The sequence below is a fragment of the Streptomyces aurantiogriseus genome (assembly GCF_014649375.1).
In the GTDB taxonomy this organism is placed as follows: domain Bacteria; phylum Actinomycetota; class Actinomycetes; order Streptomycetales; family Streptomycetaceae; genus Streptomyces; species Streptomyces aurantiogriseus.
In genome coordinates, this window is the sequence record NZ_BMSX01000005.1 from 156,763 (window position 1) to 173,835 (window position 17,073).

Below are 17,073 nucleotides of genomic sequence, written 5' to 3' on the forward strand. Positions count from 1 at the left end.
CTCACTTGCCCAGCGCGCTCGCGAGCGCGTCGACGTTGGCGGTCATCCAGCCGACGTAGTCCTTGCCCTCGGGCAGGGTCTCGGTGACGGGGACGACGGGAATCCCGGCGGCCTTGGCCGCCTGCTCGACCTTCTCGGTCTGCGGGCCGGAGGTCTGCTCGTTGTAGACCAGCGCCTTGACCATCTTGTCGGTGAACAGCGCCAGCGTGCCCTGCAGGGTCCTCGGTGAGACGTCGTCGCCCTCCTCGATGGCCTCGCTGAACTCCTCGGGCGTCGCGTTCTTGAGCCCGCTCGCCTCGACCATGTACAGGGGTACGGGCTCGGTGATGGCCACCCCTTCGCCGCCGTGGTCGGTCTTGATCTTCGCTTCCTTCGCCTCCAGCGGCTTCAGCTTCGCCTCGAAGTCCTCTGCGTTCTTGGTGAAGGTGGCGGCATCGTCGGGGTCGGCCTTGCCCAGGGCGACGGCGATGCTGTCGGCGAGCTTGCCGACCGTGGGGAAGTCGTACCAGACGTGCTCGTTGAGCTCCCCACCTGCCGGGGCGGTCTTCCCGGAGACTTCGACCGCGTTGATCACCTCGGCGGACGAGTTGCTGCTCTTCAGCATGCGGTCGATGAAGTCGTCGTAACCGCCGCCGTTTTCGATGACGACCTTCGCCTTGGACAGCGCCAACTGGTTCTGCGTGTTGGCCTCATAGGAGTGCGGGTCCTGGTCGGGGTCACTGATGATCGAGGTGACCTTCACGTTCCCGCCGCCGATCTGCTCGACGATGTCCCCGTAGACGTTCGTCGACGCCACCACCGGGATGGCGGACGAGGAGACGGGGCTCTGCGAGGCGCCGGTGTCGCTTCCGGAATCGGACGAGTTGCCGCAACCCGCCAGGAGGGCCAGGGAGACGCCGGTTATCAGCGGCGCCAGACGCCGGGACGAGGACGCACGCATGGAGGATCCCTCCGCAATAGGGTGAGTTGTCCGCCGAGCTCAGCCTGTCCCGGCTGCGGCACACGCTAGATGGAAACGGATATCAAGACCATCTTTCGGCCATCCGATATGGAAATCCTTACCAAGAACTTAACCCCCCTGGCCTCGGCCTGCCCGGCCACAGCGCGGCCCAGACCGACTGGGCGCGATGCCCGCCACTGGGCGAGAATGGACTTACCGCGTCGAAGACGGAGGCATCCGCTCCGCGGAAGGAGAGCCTGATGCATCCCGCCGCTTTCGCAGGTGCGGTCGTGGGCCGCATCACGCACTACGCCTTGTCCGGAACCGCCGGTGTCCTGGTTCTGCGGGGAGCCGCCAAGGCCGCGCCCAAGGCCAAACCCGCGGCACGCAGGCTTCTGGTCAGCGGTATCGCCGGCGGCATCACGACGGGGCGGCGGCTTGGGGAGGCCGCCGAAGAGGCCCGCCTGAAGGCAGGAGACCTGCTGGCCGAGGCCAGGGAGCAGTTGGGTGAGGAGGCGCCGCCGCCCTCGGCGGTCGGTGTCGAGGGGCACGCCCACGACCACCAGCACTGAGAGGCGGTCGCCATGTCCGGCCCGTCCGCGTCCGGCGACGTCCCAGTGCCCGGTTACGACTCCGCCCCGGTGTCCGGCTCCAGCGGCGGCGTGGTGGTGCGCTCCGCCGCCGCGGGCCGCGTACGGCTGATGGTTCCCTGGCTGCGGGCGCGTCCGGGCTGCGCGGGGATCGTCGATGAGCGGTTCACCGATCTGCCGGGTTTCCGGGCGCTGCGAATCTTCCCGCACACCGGTGCTGTGATCGTCTGGGTACAGCCCGACCTGGTCGACCTAGACCGGCTGGTCGCCGCCCTGGACGAGGCGCCACCGCCGGGAGTGCCCGCCAGGGCCAGCCGGTCCGTGCCCGATTCCTCCACCGGGGAGGTCGCGCGGCTGGTGGTCGGCGGTGCGGTGCTCGCCCTGGTGGGACTGCGGCGACTGCTCGGTCGACCCCCGTGGACCCCGGCGGGCTCGGCCGGCTTCCTCGGCACGGTCACGGTCTTCACCGGGCTGCCGTTCTTCCGCGGCGCCGCACACACCCTCGGCGGCCGACGCCACGCGGGCACTGATCTGCTGGTGACGACGGCGACCGTGATCTCGCTCGTCCTGCGCGAGAACGTGGTTGCGCTGATGGTGCTGTGGCTGCTCAACATCGGCGAGTTCCTGCAGGCCATCACCCTGCGACGGACCCGGCGCGCCATCGAGGAACTCCTCTCCGTCGGCGAGGAGCGCGTCTGGCTGGTCCGCGACGGCGTCGAGGTGGAGGTCGATCTCGCGGAGGTCAGGGCCGGGGACGTGGTCGCGGTCTACGAACACCACCGCATCCCCGTCGACGGCACCGCCGAGACCGGCGAGGCACTGGTCGACCAGGCCGCCATCACCGGCGAGGCGCTCCCGGTGTACGTCCAGCCCGGCAGCGAGGTCTACGCGGGCACCCTCGTCTCCACCGGCTCCCTGACCGTACGGGCCACCTCGGTCGGCCAGGACACCGTCGTCGGACGGATCATCACCCGGGTCGAGGAGGCGCAGGCCGACCGGGCCCCCATCCAGACCGTCGCCACCGCCTTCACCCGCCGCTTCGTACCCGTCTCCTTCGCCCTCGCCGGGATCACTTACGTACTGACACTGGACGCCCGACGGGCGATGACCATGCTGCTGATCGCCTGCCCCTGCGCCGCGGGCCTGGCCACCCCGACGGCAATCAGCGCGGCCATCGGCAACGGCGCCCGCAGGGGCACCCTCATCAAGGGCGGCACCCACCTGGAAGGCATCGGCCGCGTCACCGCCGTCGTCTTCGACAAGACCGGCACCCTCACCCTCGGTCGCCCCCTGGTCACCAGCGTGGTCACACTCGACGAGACCGTCACGGCCGACGAGGTGCTGAGCCTGGCGGCCTCCGGCGAACTGCACGCACGGCACCCGCTCGCCGAAGCCATCGTCCGGCGCACCGAGGAACAGCACCTGCACATCCCCATCCACCAAGCCTGCGAGGTCGTCCTCGGCATGGGCGTACGCGCCGAACTCGACGGCACCCGCCTGCTGGTGGGCAGCCCCGCCCTGCTACGCCGCCACGGCCTGGAACTCTCCGAGGTGGCCCAGGAATGGACCAGCCGCCTGCGCGCCGGCGGCGAGACCGTCATCTGCCTCGCCCACGACGACAAGCTCATCGGCATGCTCGGCCTGTCCGACGCAGTACGCGGCGGAGCCGACATCGTCGTCCGCCAGCTGACCGACCTCGGCGTGACCCGGATCGTGCTGCTCACCGGCGACGCACCCGAGACCGCCCAGGCCGTGGCCGACACCCTCGGCATCACGGAGGTGCACGCCCACGCGCTGCCCGAGGCCAAACTCCAGCTGATCCGCGACCTTCAGGCAGAGGGTCACAGCGTGGCGATGGTCGGCGACGGCACCAACGACGCACCCGCACTGGCCCTCGCCGACGTGGGCATCGTCATGGGCGCCCACTCCTCCCACGTCGCTCTGGAGACCGCCGACATCGCCCTGGCCGGAAACGACCTGCGCCAAGTAGCCGCCGTCGTGGAACTCAGCCGGCACACCCTGCGCGTCGTACGGCAGAACTACACCCTGTCCATCGGCGTGAACCTCGCCGGCCTCATCGCGGGCGCCGGCGGCTCCATCAACCCCGTCCTGGCTGCCCTGCTCCACAACACCAGCAGCATCGCCGTGGTCGCCAATTCCGCCCGACTGGTGGGCCACACGCCCCACCTGCCGAGCGACACTGCCACACGGCTGCGGGCCGCACCGCTGGAGGAGCGGCGTGTGCACTGATCCCACACACCGTCAGTCCGGCGTCCCCGGATACCGGGCAGGGACGCTACCTGCACTCGGCACCGGCTACCGGTCAAGCCCGCTACCGGACCCGGCCCCTGTGTGTCGCCGACTATCGGCGTTCCCCTTGCGGTCCTGGGCCTCGTCGGCTCCATAGCGATCACAGAGCCGGGACAGATGCTTGCTCAACTCTCACCATGCAGCCGCTGCGGGTGGGAGGGACGTTGAAGAGTACCCGGCTCAAGCGTCTCCGGATCCGTGGTGCACCTGGCGCCTCTCGGCGCCGGCCTCCGCGAACGCGGCATCGGACGGGAGATCAGAACCCCCAGATGAGCGAGGCACGCACACCCTGACTCGCAGCAAGCCACCCCCACATGAGCTATCGTTCATATGGAATGGATTTCATTTTCATCTACACTTGGGGAAACCTGATGTGAGCGACCCGACGCCCAAACAGCGGCCCACCCGGCAGCGATCGGCCCTTGTGGAAGCGCTCGCGAACTGCCAAGACTTCATCTCCGCTCAGGACCTGCACGCTCGTATGACAGAAGACGGCACACGGATCGGGCTGACCACCGTGTACCGCGCGCTACGCGACCTGGAGGCCGCGGACACGGTCGATGTCGCCCAAGCCGGCGCCGGTGAACGCCTTTACCGATGGCGGCCCGCAGGCAGACACCGCCATTACCTGATCTGCCGCGCCTGCGGCAGCAGTCGGCCGGTGGATTCCGAGGTGGTCGAAGAGTGGGCCGGACGGATCGCCGCCGACTCCGGATTCGCGGCGGTGGAGCACACCGTCGAACTCACCGGCGTCTGCATCGGCTGTCAGCCCACCACGGGCGAAGGAAAACTGCCGTCATGTCCCTGGAGTCCGGACTGGGAAACCCCGCGTCACCGAGCCCCCGGTTGCGGGAGCTGAAGGAGACATATGCACCGTGCTGGACCTCGACGACGACACCGCCGTCGTGATTGATCCGCTAGTTCGCCTTCAGCGAGCCGGGCTGCCCGCCCCTGGAGACGGTCGTCGCCGTCCTCCCGATGAACGCGCCGCCCCGCCACTGGACCCTGCACCAACCCAGCGAGCAGATCACCAAGGGACCACCTCAAGGCCGCCCTGCTCACCATCACAGGGATCAGCACCCCGGACAGGACCATCGGCTACACGAACCTCCTGAACCGCCACCTTCGCGCCCGCGGTACGGCCCGCGACTTCGAACAGGCCCTCGATGCCATCGCCGCCGAGCTCCGCGCAAAACCCGTCATCGACTACCAATGCCGACGCGAGGCCCTCGCTTCCTGGACGCTGGAACCGGAGAGCTGGCAGCACATGCTCACCCAACTCCCCGTCCTCACAAGCCATCGAAAGCCCATCAACGAACGACCGCAGACGCCTGGCCGTCAGCGCCTACATCGGGACCCGCGTCACCGAAGGCGAGCCCGATTTCGCGCCCTGCCCGCCGCGCATCGCCCTCGACCCCGAACTACGCGCCGTCTGGACCCGGCAGCGACACAACGTGTTCCACCGGCTCTGCAAAGCTGACCACCAGCCCTACTACGGCGCCCTCAAGCCACTGCTCGAAGGCCAGGCACAGCAACTGGCCCAGGCGATTGACCACACCTGTTCGGGATCGGTGCGCCTCTTCTGAAGTGAGCTCGTCGGTCGCATTACCAGCATCTTGACGTATCCCAAAGCCCTACCCCATGGCCCGGCCGGGCGATAGGGTCCACATGTGCGTTGATCTTCCGGGCGGCAGCCACGTGCAGCCGCGGACGGTGCAGGGCGCCTCGTAACGGGGGCGCCCCAGCAGGCATACCCGTCATCGCCACACCGGAGATCCACACCATGACTGCTCAGCAGCCGCTCTCCTACGACGCGTTCGTCGAACTCGCCGTCGCCGACTCAGCCGTCGTCGGTCTCGTCCTCAAAGGTTCCCAGGCCCACGACGGCATGATCACCCCGCACTCCGACCACGACCTGTACGTGATCGTTGCCGACGACGCCATGACCGACCTGACCCGGTTCGCGGGTCACCGCAGCGCCGAGCTCGACCTCATTATCGTCACTCTCACCGAGTTCTGCGGAGCCGGGATGCCCGGTTGGGAACGCTATGCCCTCGCCCGTGCTCGGATCGTGCTCGACCGGCTCGACGGAGGCATCGCCCGTATCCTTGCCGACTGGGCACGGCTGGATGCCGATGAGGCGTTCCGGGACTCCGGCGGATGGCTCGACGCCTACGCCAACTCCCTCTACCGCTCGGTCAAGAACCACCGGGACGGCCTGGCTCTGGCCGCCCGCCTCGACGCCGCCGACAGCATGCGGCTCCTGCTCGAGTTGCTCTTCGCTCTCCACCGTCGCCCCCGCCCCTACAACAAGTACCTGGAGTGGGAGCTCGCCAGGTACCCGCTGCCGGGCTGGGACACCGACGTGCTGCTGCGTGCTGTGGACCGCATCTCGGCAGCAGGCGACGTATCCCTGCAGCGGCAGCTGTTCACCCTTGTCGAGAAGGCGGCCCGAGAGGCCGGACACGGCGAGGTGCTGGACGCATGGGGCGACGACCTTGACTTCATGCGACCGCAAGAGGCAGACAGCGACACTCCCTGAGCTCTGCCCTGGCCTCACGGCATCGGAGCCGCCCTGGATGGCTCCGTTCGCTGGGCTGAACCCGCGACAGTTTCACCGAATTGATCAGCGCACTGCGGCGCGAGGGCGCCCATCCGGATTCCACGGCTTCAGGCCACCATCCCGGCCCTGAACGGGAGGGCCAAGCCACTCATGCAAAGGAAAGCCATGCTGGAACACTCCGACGATCGAGCAGTGAATGACTGGTGCATCGAACACCTGGGCTACCCGGTCGCCGAACGCACTTTCACGGCGGGGAACCTGTCCGTGGTCCACGGCCTCCGGCTGACGAACGGTCGCGAGGTGGTACTGAAGATCCGCGACGATGATGCGCGGCTGGGAGCCTGTACCTGGGTGCAACGCCGGATGTGGCAGGCGGGCTTCCCATGCCCGGAGCCATTGACCGGTCCGTTGCCGCTGGGTAGGAAGGTCGCCAGCGCCGAGACTCTCGTGCCAGGGGGTGGGGAGCCCGCGCCCGCCGATGCTCCCCGACAGTTCGCCGGCCTTCTGGCCGACTTCGTGACCCGCGCAGAGGATTTGAATCCGCAGCCGCTGCTACGACCAGCTCCCGCATGGGTCCACTGGTACCACAAAGAGGATGGCGTCTGGCCGGTCCCGGATGACCGCAACGTCGACCTCAATGCTGAATGGTGCCCTGCCACGGCGTGGCTCGACGAGCTCGGCGCGGCCGTACGCGAGCGGCTGGAGGAGGTCCGCGACGCTGCCTGCGTACTCGGACACGGGGACTGGGACGGCCGCAATGTGAAGTTTCGCGACGGTCGGCCACTCGCGGTCCATGACTGGGACAGCGTGGTCTACGAGCCCGAGGTGGTGATCATCGGCCAGGCCGCCGCCATGTTCGAGGGCGGCCCCACTGGTGCAGGCGCCTCGGTCGAACGGACGGTGGCCTTCCTGGAGGAGTACCAAACCGCGCGCAGACGGGCGCTGAGCAACAACGAACTGCAGTTGTGCTGGGCAGCGGGCCTGTGGGTACGCACCTTCAACGCCAAGAAGTTCCATCTCGACAACTTCGATGCGCTGGGACGCGACGAAGCCGAGACGAGGATGAGGCATGCCGGGATCTGATGACGGTGGAGCTGCGAAGCTCCCCGCACCACGGGGGATCAAAGTTGCGTGCGATTCGTCTGAAGTGAAATGGGTGCGGCCCTTGTGAGGGGGTATGGCGGGAGGGCCTCGCCTGCTCCGGCGCGTCCCCGGCCGCTGTCAGGGCCTCGCACGGCGTGAACAGTCCCGGCTCCTCCTCCGCCAGCAGAAGAGCCACACCCATTCGGGACAGGCAGCACCTGATCTAGCAGGTCGGCACCACCCTGAGAAACGCCGAAGCCATGCCGGATTTTCTACTCTGCCTGTCCCCGCGGCCCGCACGACGCTAGCGTCAAATCCATGATCGTATGGCTCAACGGTACCCACGGCGCAGGCAAGACGACGACCAGTGCGCTCGTGCAGCAGCTGATCCCGGACTCACGGGTGTTCGACGCCGAAAAAGTCGGCGAGACACTCATGGACATCACGCCGGGGCTGCCCGCGACGGACAACTTCCAGCACTGGCCGCCGTGGCGGCCACTCGTAGTCGAGACCGCCCGGCGCGTCCTCGACTACACCGGCGGCACCCTGGTGATGCCCATGACGGTCCTGGTCGAGCAGTACTGGCGCGAGATCAGCTCGGGCCTTGCCCAGCACGCCATTCCCGTCCGGCACTTCGTCCTCCATGCCGACCAGGACACCCTCCGCGGGCGCATCGCGGGCGACACCGTTCTTGGCCCCAACTCCCCGTTCCGTCTCCAATACCTTGAGCCCTATGCTGAGGCGGCCCGCACCTGGCTGCACGCCGAGGCCGAGGTCATCGACACCACGCACCTCACACCCGCCCAGGCCGCCCAGCAGATCGCGGAGGCCGTCAAGAGTTGAGAAGACGATCCAGGCTATGGGTGGCCAGTCGGCGACGAATCCGTCCTCACCCTGCTGCTCGGCGGTGATGGCTTCCTCCTGCGTCTCTCGCTCGCGGCGGCGCTGGACAAGACCGGCGCGCACCCAGCCGTGCAGCCGGGTCCTGACACGGGCCCGCCCTGACCAACGACAAGCCGCCCCTGTCCAGTTGGAGCTGCGGGCACGAGCCATCGGCATGGCCATCGGCGTGCAGGCGATGCATCATGAAACGATGAAGTTCCGTCGGTGGCGCGCCCAGGAACGCGGCCAGGACGTGCTGGCTGCTGCCCTCTACGAGGGCAACAGCCGGGCCCGTGAGCGGATCGACCGGTGGTGGTCGGCCGGCGGAGCCCACCGCGACGAGGTCTGGCGCGGCGCGTGGTTCCTGCTGACAGCGGCGAACTTCAGGTTCGGCAACCACGAGCGGCCGGAGCTGGTCGTTCCGGTGCTGGAGTTCCTGCTCGAGGCCGACCCCACGTCCCCCTACCGGCCGCAGGTCCGGCTGACCGCCTGTCTCCCGCAGACCGCCGAGGACCCGCCGAACGGCGTGTACATGGGCGATCCGGAGGTTCCGCGGCTAGTCGAAGCCGCGCTGAGGTTCCCCGATCCCAGCTTGCGCCAACGGTTGGCCGACCTGTTGTCCGTCACCGACCAGCCCGGCCTGCTGGACGCCCTGGAAACCGGCTTCCGGCCGCGTGCGCGGCTGGGCCCGACTTACATCGGCGCGGCACCGCCCGGCCATGAGACCCGGTGCGGCCTGTGGCTTGAAGGCGAGCCGAATTCGTTCCTGAAGATCGTCTGCGCCAACCCAAACCTGCCTCGGCCGCCCGCCCAGCCCGACGACATCGACCTGTCTTTGCTCGCGCTTCTGAAGGACCGGCCCGATCTGCTGCCGGCATTTGAACAGGGCGCCCTGGCCGTGCGGCTGCTGGAGTATCTCGGCACCTGGCTGCCGGAACAGGTCCACGACCGGTGCCGCCGCGCGTTGCGTAACCTGTCGGCCCGAGAGGGTGTCACGGCGGTGTGTGACCAGGCCATGCTCGGTGACGCCGAGGCGATTGCCGCGGCCCGCGACGCCGGGTACCGGCCGGCCAGCCCCGCCTGGACACCCCTCTTCCTGCTGCTCACCCGGCAGTTCCCGGCCTATCGCGAGGCCGATCCGAACGGGCGGCTCCTGCAGCTGACGTGCTCCATCGACGGGTTGAGGATCGGGAATGACGTCATCATCGACCGGATCCTGGCAATCCTGGACACGGACCTGCCCGACGACGTGGCCGCAGCCGTACGGCGGTCCCTGCGCGACCTCGGTCCCTTGAGCGACCCCTCGGTCGAGGACGTCGGACGCTGGGGTATGCGAAGGACCATCCTGGCTCGCGCGATCAAGCTCGAGCCGGAGGCGGTCGCGGCCGTGGTCGACGCGGGCTACCTGCCCGAAGACGACGACCAGGAGCTGCTCCCGCTGCTCTTCCTCACTGAGCAGTTCGAGCGGTACGACCGCGAAGACCCGAACGGCACAAGGCTACGCGCCGTCCTCGCCGAGAAGCGTTACCGGTACGAGCACGAGCATTTCCGGACCGTCGCGGAGCGGGCGGGACGCCCAGATCCCTGGCCGCCCAAGCAACCGTCGCCGTCGGGTGACCGGACGTCGACCCGGCACGCCACCACTTGGCCGAGCAGCTTCGGCGTCGGTGGCCACTTCTGAGCCGGAGGTTCCGGCATCGGCACATCATGCCGATCGGCCCGATGGCCTCGCCGCTGTGGGAGCCGGAACCGTCGCCGCCCTAGGTGCTCTGACCGGAAACGATCACCGGAGTGGTGTGATGGCCGAGTGTCTACGGAGGTGGATGTCGCGCAGGTCAACTCAAGGTCGTGACACGGCCTGTCAGTTCTCTGGTCTAGGGTCGCCCGCATGGCTGAGCCCTCCTTTCTGACCGCCGTCCGCGAGTCGTACGACACGGTCGCCGCCGATTACGTCGAACGCGTCCCGCCTCCGGCCGCGATGGACCCGCTGTCACGCGCGATGCTGGCGGGGTTCGCCGAACTCGTGCGGACGGCCGGTCTGGCGCCGGTCGCGGACCTGGGATGCGGCCCCGGCCGCGTGACGGCGCACCTGGCCGGGCTGGGAGTGTCCGCCTTCGGCGTCGATCTGTCACCGAAGATGATCGGGCTGGCCCGGCACGCCTATCCGAACCTGCGGTTCACCGAGGGCTCGATGACCGCGCTGGAGATGAGGGACGACGAACTCGGCGGCATCCTGGCCTGGTACTCCACCCACCACACGCCCCCGCGGTGGCTGCCGGCGGTGTTCGCCGAGTTCCACCGCACGCTCGCGCCCGGCGGCTACCTGCTCTGGGGAGACTATGTCGGCGATGAACGGCTGCAGCCGACCCAGGGCTATGGCCATCCGGTGTCCTACGAGTCGTATCTCCTGCCCCTGGACCGCATGATCGGCCTGCTGGAGCAGGCCGGACTCGTCGTCACTGCGAGGCTGGAGCAGGAGCCCGGCGGACGGGTGAACAGACCGCACGCCTGCCTGCTGGCCCGCAAGCCCGAAAAGCCCTGACGGGGCTCGTTCCTGCGGCGAGGCCGCTCGTCTCAGATCGCCGACGGTCACGGCGCGGCGGTCAGGCCGCAGGGTTGAGAGGGCGGCCGCCCCAGCGGATGCCCTACTTTCTTGATCGTGGTCCGAACTGGTCACTCGTAAGATCAGCGGGACCCAGGGGCTCTGGGTATGGCTGTCAGCGGTTCGCCATGAGATGGCTGGAAAGGCTTGGCCGCCCGGAGCCCCGCGACGACTCGACCGCCAATTGGGAGATGCGACTCGATCGCTGTGTAGGGCAACGTCGGCGAGGTCGTCCGAGCTGGCGGAGGTGCCCGTGCCCCGGATATGGGCCGGAGTGGACATCGGCAAGGAACACAACCACTGCGTGGTGATCAACGCGGACGGCGAACGGCTGCTGTCCCGCCGGGTCCTGAACGACGAAACGGCCTCGGTTGACACCCCAGAGCGTGTCGTCGCCGACCGAGTAGCAGCCATGGAAGTACTGAACTTGATTGGGTGATGTCGGGGATGTTTGCCTGACGCCGTTCTGTCGGCTGCGGTAGCTGTGGGGCTGTGAGGTACGCGCAGGGCGGCGGGCTGACCGACGCCGAGAGGGCCACGCGGGAGCGGATCCGGCTGCAGGCCGTGGAACGCTTCGAGGGCGCGGAGAAGAACCGGGAGATCGCTGCCGCGCTGCGGTTGAGCGAGCGGTCGGTGGAGCGGTGGCGCCGGGCCTGGCGCGAGCGAGGCGAGGCCGGGATCCTGTCGAAGGGATCGCCGGGACGCCCCAGACTCAGCCCGGTTCAGATTGCGAGACTGGAGCGGGAGTTGGAGCGTGGACCGCTCGTCCACGGCTGGGCCGATCAGCGGTGGACGCTGGCGCGGGTCAAGACGCTGATCGGTCGACTGTTCCACGTTTCGTACACGGTGGAGGGCACGTGGCGGCTGCTGAAGCGGCACGGCTGGTCGTGGCAGCAGCCCACCCGCCGGGCGATCGAACGCGACGATGCGGCGGTTGAGCTGTGGAAGAAGGAGGTCTGGCCGCGGGTAAGAGCTGTGCGACGGCGTGTAACGGCTGGATCGTCTTCGAGGATGAGGCCAGCCAGTCGATGACGCCGCCGCGCTCTCGAACCTGGGGGCGGATCGGCCGGACCCCAGTCGTCCGGGTTCGCGGCCGGGGCTCCGGACGGGTGTCGATGGCGGGTATGACCTGCTACAAGCCGGGCGAGCGGTCCCGGCTGATCTACGCCATCCGCGAGCACCGAGGGCGTAAGGGCGAGCCGAAGGGCTTCGGCTGGCGGGACCTCTGCGACCTCTTGGTGCGTGCCCGCATCCAGCGCGGCGGACCGATTGTGCTGGTCTGGGACAACGTCCGCCTCCACCTGACCGCCGGGATGCGGGAGTTCATCGCCGCGAATGCCGCCTGGCTCACCGTGTTCCAGCTCCCCACCTACGCGCCGGACCTGAACCCGCAGGAGGGCATCTGGTCGCTGGTCAAGCGCGACATCGGCAACCTCGCCGCAACCGACCTGGGCCAGATCACCAGGGCCGTGAAGCGCAGGCTCAAGCAGATCCAGTACCGCCCGGATTTCGTCGATAGCTGCCTTGCGGGCACCGGCCTCATCACGGACGACTGAGCGGCGCTGCAGATTCGTCAGTCGACGTAGTACCGGTCGTAGACGGCGGAGTACTCCTCCACTGAGAAGTCCTCGAATTCACCGTCCGCCTCAAGCTCGCGCAGTCGATCCAGTGCCGCCGCCGCAGAAGGTGCACGGTTGGCCGAGAGGTGGGCCTTCGTCGCGTCGAGCCCGTGCCCAAGCAGGAGTTCGATGTCGATCGAGCACGCTGCGTCGAAGCTGGCTTGCTTCGCACTCCAGACCAGGAGCACGTCGTCGAGGTCGCCGCTGTTGAACAGCTGGACGCAGCAGAGCTTCATCAGCACGGTGTCGCCGTCGCCCTGGGCGCGTCGCTCACGCGCCGTGTGCTCTCTGAGGAGTGCACGGATCTCGTCGAGGTCCGCGCCGACGGGGCGAAGCCCGTAGCGGCGCAAGCTTTCCTGTTCATCCATCGCTGGTCTCCTTGATCGTCCGGCCCGGCCCGTGGCCTATCGGCCCCGCCCATCGCCGTTCGGTCGGACGACGGCCCCTCTGCCGGTCACAGTATGCACACCGAGGGCCGGCCCATGTGGGTCGGCGGCCACCGGCGCAGGTGACCGATGGCCCACGCCACCCGACATCACCCAATCAAGTTGAGTAGCGCACTCCGTGGGTGCGGTGGAAGGTGGCCGGGAGCCGGTCGGGCTTGCCCTGCCTGGCCCAGCAGGCCCCGGCGGTCGGACGGATGCCGAGTGGGCCGAACTCGTCGAAGGCGAAGGTGCGGTCGGGGCGCTCGTGGAGGGCGTGCTCGATCCGGTCCAGCTTGGCGTCCTTGTCCGGGTTGGTGCTGCCGCGGCGCACGATCCGCTGCAGCTTCTGCCCCTCCGCGTCCGACAACCGCCGGACCCTGACCAGCTGTGCCATCCCACCTCCCGCCCCGAACAGATGTGTCGTCACATCCAATCGGCGCGAGGACGATCAGCACCACGCTCAGCGTGCCTCCGGACGCCGCGCGAGAAAAACAAACTCCCGCCCCGGCCGGTCAGGAGCTTCACGCACATCGTCGACCACGTACCCCTGCGCGAACAAGTCCGACTCGACCTCCTTGCGCTCACGGAAACGCAACGTCGAATCCGACGTCAGCACTTGCCCGTCCGCAGCGAAGACGTAGGTCCACCGGAACGTCACCAGCGGCAAACTGACGTCGGTCACCTCGACCCAGCTCTCGACCTCGCCAACACCCGGGATCTCCGCCACGCGGTACGAATCCTCCCGGTTCCACTCCTCCCATGCACGCCTGGCTGGATCCCGAGTCTCGAACACAAGGCGTCCGCCTGGCCGCAGTGATTCGTACGCCCTTCGCAGGGTCTCCTGCCAGATCTTCGGGTCCACGATGGCCTGAGCGACGTTCGCCGTCATGGTCGCCAGATCGACCCGCAGCAGCGGGAGTGCCGACACGTCACCACAAATCCATCGCACCCGTTCACTGCCCGGCTTGCCCTCGGCTACTTCGATCGACGCATAGGCGGGGTCGATCCCGACAACCTCGATCCCGCGATCAGCCAAAAGAAGGGCGAACACGCCTGTCCCGCAGCCGATGTCTAGCACTCGGCGTACTCCGAACCCTTCCGCTATGCGGACGTACGCGTCGAGATCGCTGCGATCAGGGTCAAGCGGGTCATAGATCGCGGCGAGCCGTGGATGCCCAAAGCACTCGTCAGCCATGCATCTGAAGGTATGCGGCACCAACTCAGCTCCTCTACTCGCTTCACTGCAGCCCAGCGGTATCAAGCCGATTTGCGTTGAAGGTTGCCGCCCCTAGATGCTTCCGCATCTCCAGCAGGGGAATACCGCATCCTTCCAATACCGCCACTTCACCAGTGGTACGGGTCACCACTGAAGCCGTGATCGGCGCGGTCACCGGGTCGATTACCGCGCCTCTCACGCTGCTGCTGGGCCGCTGCGACCCGGCGGGCCGCCTGCGCTACATCGGCCGCAGCACCACTCTGTCCCGGGCCGCCGGCCGCGCTGTGGCCGACCAACTGGCCCCGCCGCGCGCCGCGCATCCGTGGACGGGCTGGAGGTTCTCGGCAGGCTGCGGAACGCAGCGGACCCTTTGATGCCGTCCTGGTGCAGCTGGATGTCGTGATGGAAGTCGACGTCGACGTCGCCCGCGACAGCGCCGGACGGTGGTGGCACCCGGCCCGCCCCCACCGCATCCGCGCGGACATCGACGTCCAGGAGGTGCCGCTGTTCGGCGAAGGCAGCGCCCTGTCATGAGTCAGGGCCGGGCCGTGGTCGGCTCCATGCTCGGGCCGACCACGGCGGCCGCGGTGAGCTGCTGGCGCAGGTCCAGGTAGCAGCGCAGCCGTAGGCCGGGCTGACCGGCGTCCCGCGTCGTCTGCTCCGCTGTGGCCGTCGCCCACCGTTCGGCGAGCAGCTGCTGGAAGGCGAGCACGGTGGCGTCGTCGGCGGCCGCGACGTCGACGACGAGCAACCCCGGCTCGCTGACGTGCCTCTCAAGGAACGGGTCCAGGTACGGCACTACGCCCAAGTCCCCTGGGAGAGTTCCGCCGCTGCCATGTCTTCACCCGACCGAGTGGCGAGCCGTCAAGGCATGTCGCCGGACCGGTGGGTCGGAGCCACTGGCACAGCGGTGGCGGCCCCGACCGTGCCCGGTCGCTCCCGCCACACCGACCATCCCTCGACCTATCCGAACGGGAGGGGGCTCCGAGCCGACGCTGGCGGGCGTCTGAAACGAGCCCCGCCCGCCTGGCTGGCGGCTACACCGGTGGGTGGCCGGGATGACGCGCCAGCCATTGCTGCAGCTCACGGTGCCGGAACTGGTAGGCGGAGCCCGAGAAGCGCAGCCGCCCGGCGGCGCAGGCCCAATCCAGGAAGACCCCGAGCCTCCATGGCAGCTTTCCCCTGGAGCACAGCACGAGGACCAGGTACCGGCGTCCGGATGGAGCACCGAACCCGACCCCGACCATGAGCCCGACCACGAGTCCGAGCCCGAGCCCGGCCGCTAGCCCGACCAAGAGCCCGACCGCGAGCCCAGACAGGATCCCCAACGCGAGCCACACCGCAAGGTCGCGGCATCCGGCTTTGGTGCGCAAGCGTCCCCAGCGCACGCGCGCGGGTGGATCCACCGAAGCCCGTGCCGCATGGCAGCCGACCACGACGGCAGCCACAATGGACATGATCATCACCCCTGGAATGGCCGTGGCCCATCCCAGGGGGATCGGCAGCAAGACCGCGAGCGCGGTCAGCACGGCATCGGCGGCGCGGACCCGTTTGGATCCGGCCATTGGCCACAACTGGTGCAGGACAAGGTCGGTATGGGCACGGATGCCCGCCCCCGCCGGTGCCCCCGGAGCGGGGGATGGAGTGTCCAGATAGTCGGCAAGACGGGCCAGCCAGCAGTGGACATCACCCACGGCGTAGAGGCGGCGGGCGCGCGGGTGGAGGGCGGTGGCCGCAGGGATGAAGCGGGCCAACAGGTGTTCATCAAGGTCGCTGGCGGTGGCGTGGCGGGCGAGGCCGCAGGGGTCGCCGTGCTGGGCGTAGACGGTGGCGGCCAGGGTCAGCCGCCACGGCGTGGACAAGGCCGTGGCCAGCGTCCCGGTGGGGTGACGGTCCAACACGTCCAGCACCGGCAGCACGCGGCGCTGGCGGATGAGTTCCCCCGCCATCTTGGCCGGCCAGTCGTAGACATCCACCAGATGGCGGGCGAGCCACGCCGACTGAGGGATGGCGGTGGCGGTGTCCCACTCGGCCAGCGACAGGCGCACCGGTACCGGGTCCCCCTCCTCCCGCTCCTCGATGAGGGCCAGCATCAACTCCAGTGCCAGCACGGATTTGCCCGCCCCTGGCGCACCGGTGACGACCAGCCGGCGCGGGCAGGTGTGGCGGTAGTACGAGGCCACATCCGGCAGGGTCGGGGTCCCCTCGAACAAGCGCCCAGCCCCGGCGGGGGCCACAGCGGCCCGCCCCGGCTCCGGGCGGAGACTGAAAGTCAGATTGATCCTCTGGGTGTCGTCTCCGATGGCAACGCCGACGCGGCCGGTGCGGGCGAGTGCCTCCACCAGCAAGGCGCAGGGACGCTGGCCTGGCTCGCCGTCGGGGTCGGCATAGTAGGCCCGGTCGTACAGCAGCGGGTCGACGTCGTGGTCATCGACGAAGCCGAGAATCTCCACCCTGCGCCTCGTGGCGAGTGGCAGGCGGTCCAGATCCTCGTCCCGCAGAACGACCATGCGTCCGTACGGTGTCTGCCGGCCCCGGCCGATCTCGCCCTCGCCGACCTCACGGTCGTCGGCCTCACACACCCGGCGGTGCCGAATGCGGGCACTGTCGGTCACATGGACCTCGTGCAGCTGGGGCCGTGTCTCCTGCATTGCCGCGTATAGGCGCACCGGCACATTCACCAGTTCGCAGGTGATGTGACCCGACCACAGTACGCGCATGATCCAAACCTGCCCGCCCCGCACGAAGGTGGCGCGGCAAGTACTCCACCCGGAGCACCGCCCGTCAGCGGAAGAGTGGTCAGTACTTGACCGCGCCGGCACGCTCCAGGCCCTCCGTTGGGC

Annotated in this window: 15 protein-coding genes and 2 pseudogenes; 11 read left to right on the plus strand and 6 right to left on the minus strand. The window is 68.6% G+C overall.

Annotated elements, in window-relative coordinates:
- Window position 1: 1 nt before the first annotated feature.
- Window positions 2-940: a metal ABC transporter solute-binding protein, Zn/Mn family gene (locus tag IE263_RS13080; protein WP_189935650.1), complete on the minus strand. Its 939-nt coding sequence runs from the start codon at window positions 938-940 to the stop codon at window positions 2-4.
- 260 nt (window positions 941-1,200) lie between these two features.
- Here IE263_RS13080 and IE263_RS13085 point away from each other — a divergent pair, with 260 nt between their 5' ends.
- From IE263_RS13085 to IE263_RS50340, 10 genes and pseudogenes are all read left to right on the plus strand, one after another.
- Window positions 1,201-1,512, plus strand: coding sequence for a DUF1490 family protein (locus tag IE263_RS13085; protein WP_189935652.1), 312 nt, complete (start codon window positions 1,201-1,203; stop codon window positions 1,510-1,512).
- A 12-nt stretch (window positions 1,513-1,524) separates the two neighbouring features.
- Window positions 1,525-3,780: a heavy metal translocating P-type ATPase gene (locus IE263_RS13090; protein WP_189935654.1), complete on the plus strand. Its 2,256-nt coding sequence runs from the start codon at window positions 1,525-1,527 to the stop codon at window positions 3,778-3,780.
- A gap of 433 nt (window positions 3,781-4,213) precedes the next feature.
- Window positions 4,214-4,699, plus strand: coding sequence for a Fur family transcriptional regulator (locus IE263_RS13095; RefSeq protein ID WP_189935656.1), 486 nt, complete (start codon window positions 4,214-4,216; stop codon window positions 4,697-4,699).
- A 924-nt stretch (window positions 4,700-5,623) separates the two neighbouring features.
- Window positions 5,624-6,382 carry a hypothetical protein gene (locus IE263_RS13100; protein ID WP_189935658.1) on the plus strand — a complete coding sequence of 253 codons (759 nt, stop codon included), beginning with the start codon at window positions 5,624-5,626 and terminating at the stop codon, window positions 6,380-6,382.
- A 186-nt stretch (window positions 6,383-6,568) separates the two neighbouring features.
- A complete protein-coding gene (locus IE263_RS48435) occupies window positions 6,569-7,486 on the plus strand; it encodes an aminoglycoside phosphotransferase/kinase family protein (protein WP_229910953.1) in 918 nt (305 codons plus the stop codon).
- Window positions 7,487-7,804: 318 nt separating this feature from the next.
- Entirely contained in the window at window positions 7,805-8,329 is a 525-nt protein-coding gene (locus tag IE263_RS13110) for a P-loop nucleotide/nucleoside kinase family protein (protein ID WP_189935659.1), read from the plus strand.
- A 214-nt stretch (window positions 8,330-8,543) separates the two neighbouring features.
- Window positions 8,544-10,049 carry a hypothetical protein gene (locus IE263_RS13115; RefSeq protein ID WP_189935661.1) on the plus strand — a complete coding sequence of 502 codons (1,506 nt, stop codon included), beginning with the start codon at window positions 8,544-8,546 and terminating at the stop codon, window positions 10,047-10,049.
- A 207-nt stretch (window positions 10,050-10,256) separates the two neighbouring features.
- Window positions 10,257-10,910, plus strand: a complete 654-nt coding sequence (locus IE263_RS13120) for a class I SAM-dependent methyltransferase (protein ID WP_189935663.1) — start codon at window positions 10,257-10,259, stop codon at window positions 10,908-10,910.
- 313 nt (window positions 10,911-11,223) lie between these two features.
- Window positions 11,224-11,334: pseudogene (locus IE263_RS13125) on the plus strand (IS110 family transposase); the annotation flags it as partial.
- A gap of 128 nt (window positions 11,335-11,462) precedes the next feature.
- A protein-coding gene (locus IE263_RS50340; protein WP_444545096.1) for an IS630 family transposase occupies window positions 11,463-12,526 on the plus strand; the annotation gives its coding sequence in 2 pieces (ribosomal slippage) (window positions 11,463-11,910 and window positions 11,910-12,526; 1,065 coding nt in all).
- A gap of 17 nt (window positions 12,527-12,543) precedes the next feature.
- Here IE263_RS50340 and IE263_RS13140 read toward each other — a convergent pair.
- The 3 genes and pseudogenes from IE263_RS13140 to IE263_RS13150 form a co-directional block, all read right to left on the minus strand.
- Entirely contained in the window at window positions 12,544-12,957 is a 414-nt protein-coding gene (locus IE263_RS13140; protein ID WP_189935668.1) for a hypothetical protein, read from the minus strand.
- Between the two features lie 184 nt (window positions 12,958-13,141).
- Window positions 13,142-13,318, minus strand: a pseudogene (locus tag IE263_RS13145) (IS630 family transposase); the annotation flags it as partial.
- 156 nt (window positions 13,319-13,474) lie between these two features.
- The gene (locus tag IE263_RS13150; protein ID WP_189935670.1) at window positions 13,475-14,209 is read right to left on the minus strand and encodes a class I SAM-dependent methyltransferase; all 735 of its coding nucleotides are present in this window, start codon (window positions 14,207-14,209) and stop codon (window positions 13,475-13,477) included.
- A 423-nt stretch (window positions 14,210-14,632) separates the two neighbouring features.
- Here IE263_RS13150 and IE263_RS48440 point away from each other — a divergent pair, with 423 nt between their 5' ends.
- Window positions 14,633-14,764, plus strand: coding sequence for an ATP-dependent DNA ligase (locus IE263_RS48440; protein WP_229910955.1), 132 nt, complete (start codon window positions 14,633-14,635; stop codon window positions 14,762-14,764).
- 1 nt (window position 14,765) lies between these two features.
- Here IE263_RS48440 and IE263_RS13160 read toward each other — a convergent pair whose 3' ends face one another.
- Window positions 14,766-15,029, minus strand: a complete 264-nt coding sequence (locus IE263_RS13160) for a DUF6207 family protein (RefSeq protein WP_189936279.1) — start codon at window positions 15,027-15,029, stop codon at window positions 14,766-14,768.
- Between the two features lie 238 nt (window positions 15,030-15,267).
- Complete coding sequence (locus IE263_RS13165; RefSeq protein WP_189935672.1) at window positions 15,268-16,950, minus strand: Ku protein; 1,683 nt, start codon at window positions 16,948-16,950, stop codon at window positions 15,268-15,270.
- Window positions 16,951-17,073: the final 123 nt, after the last annotated feature.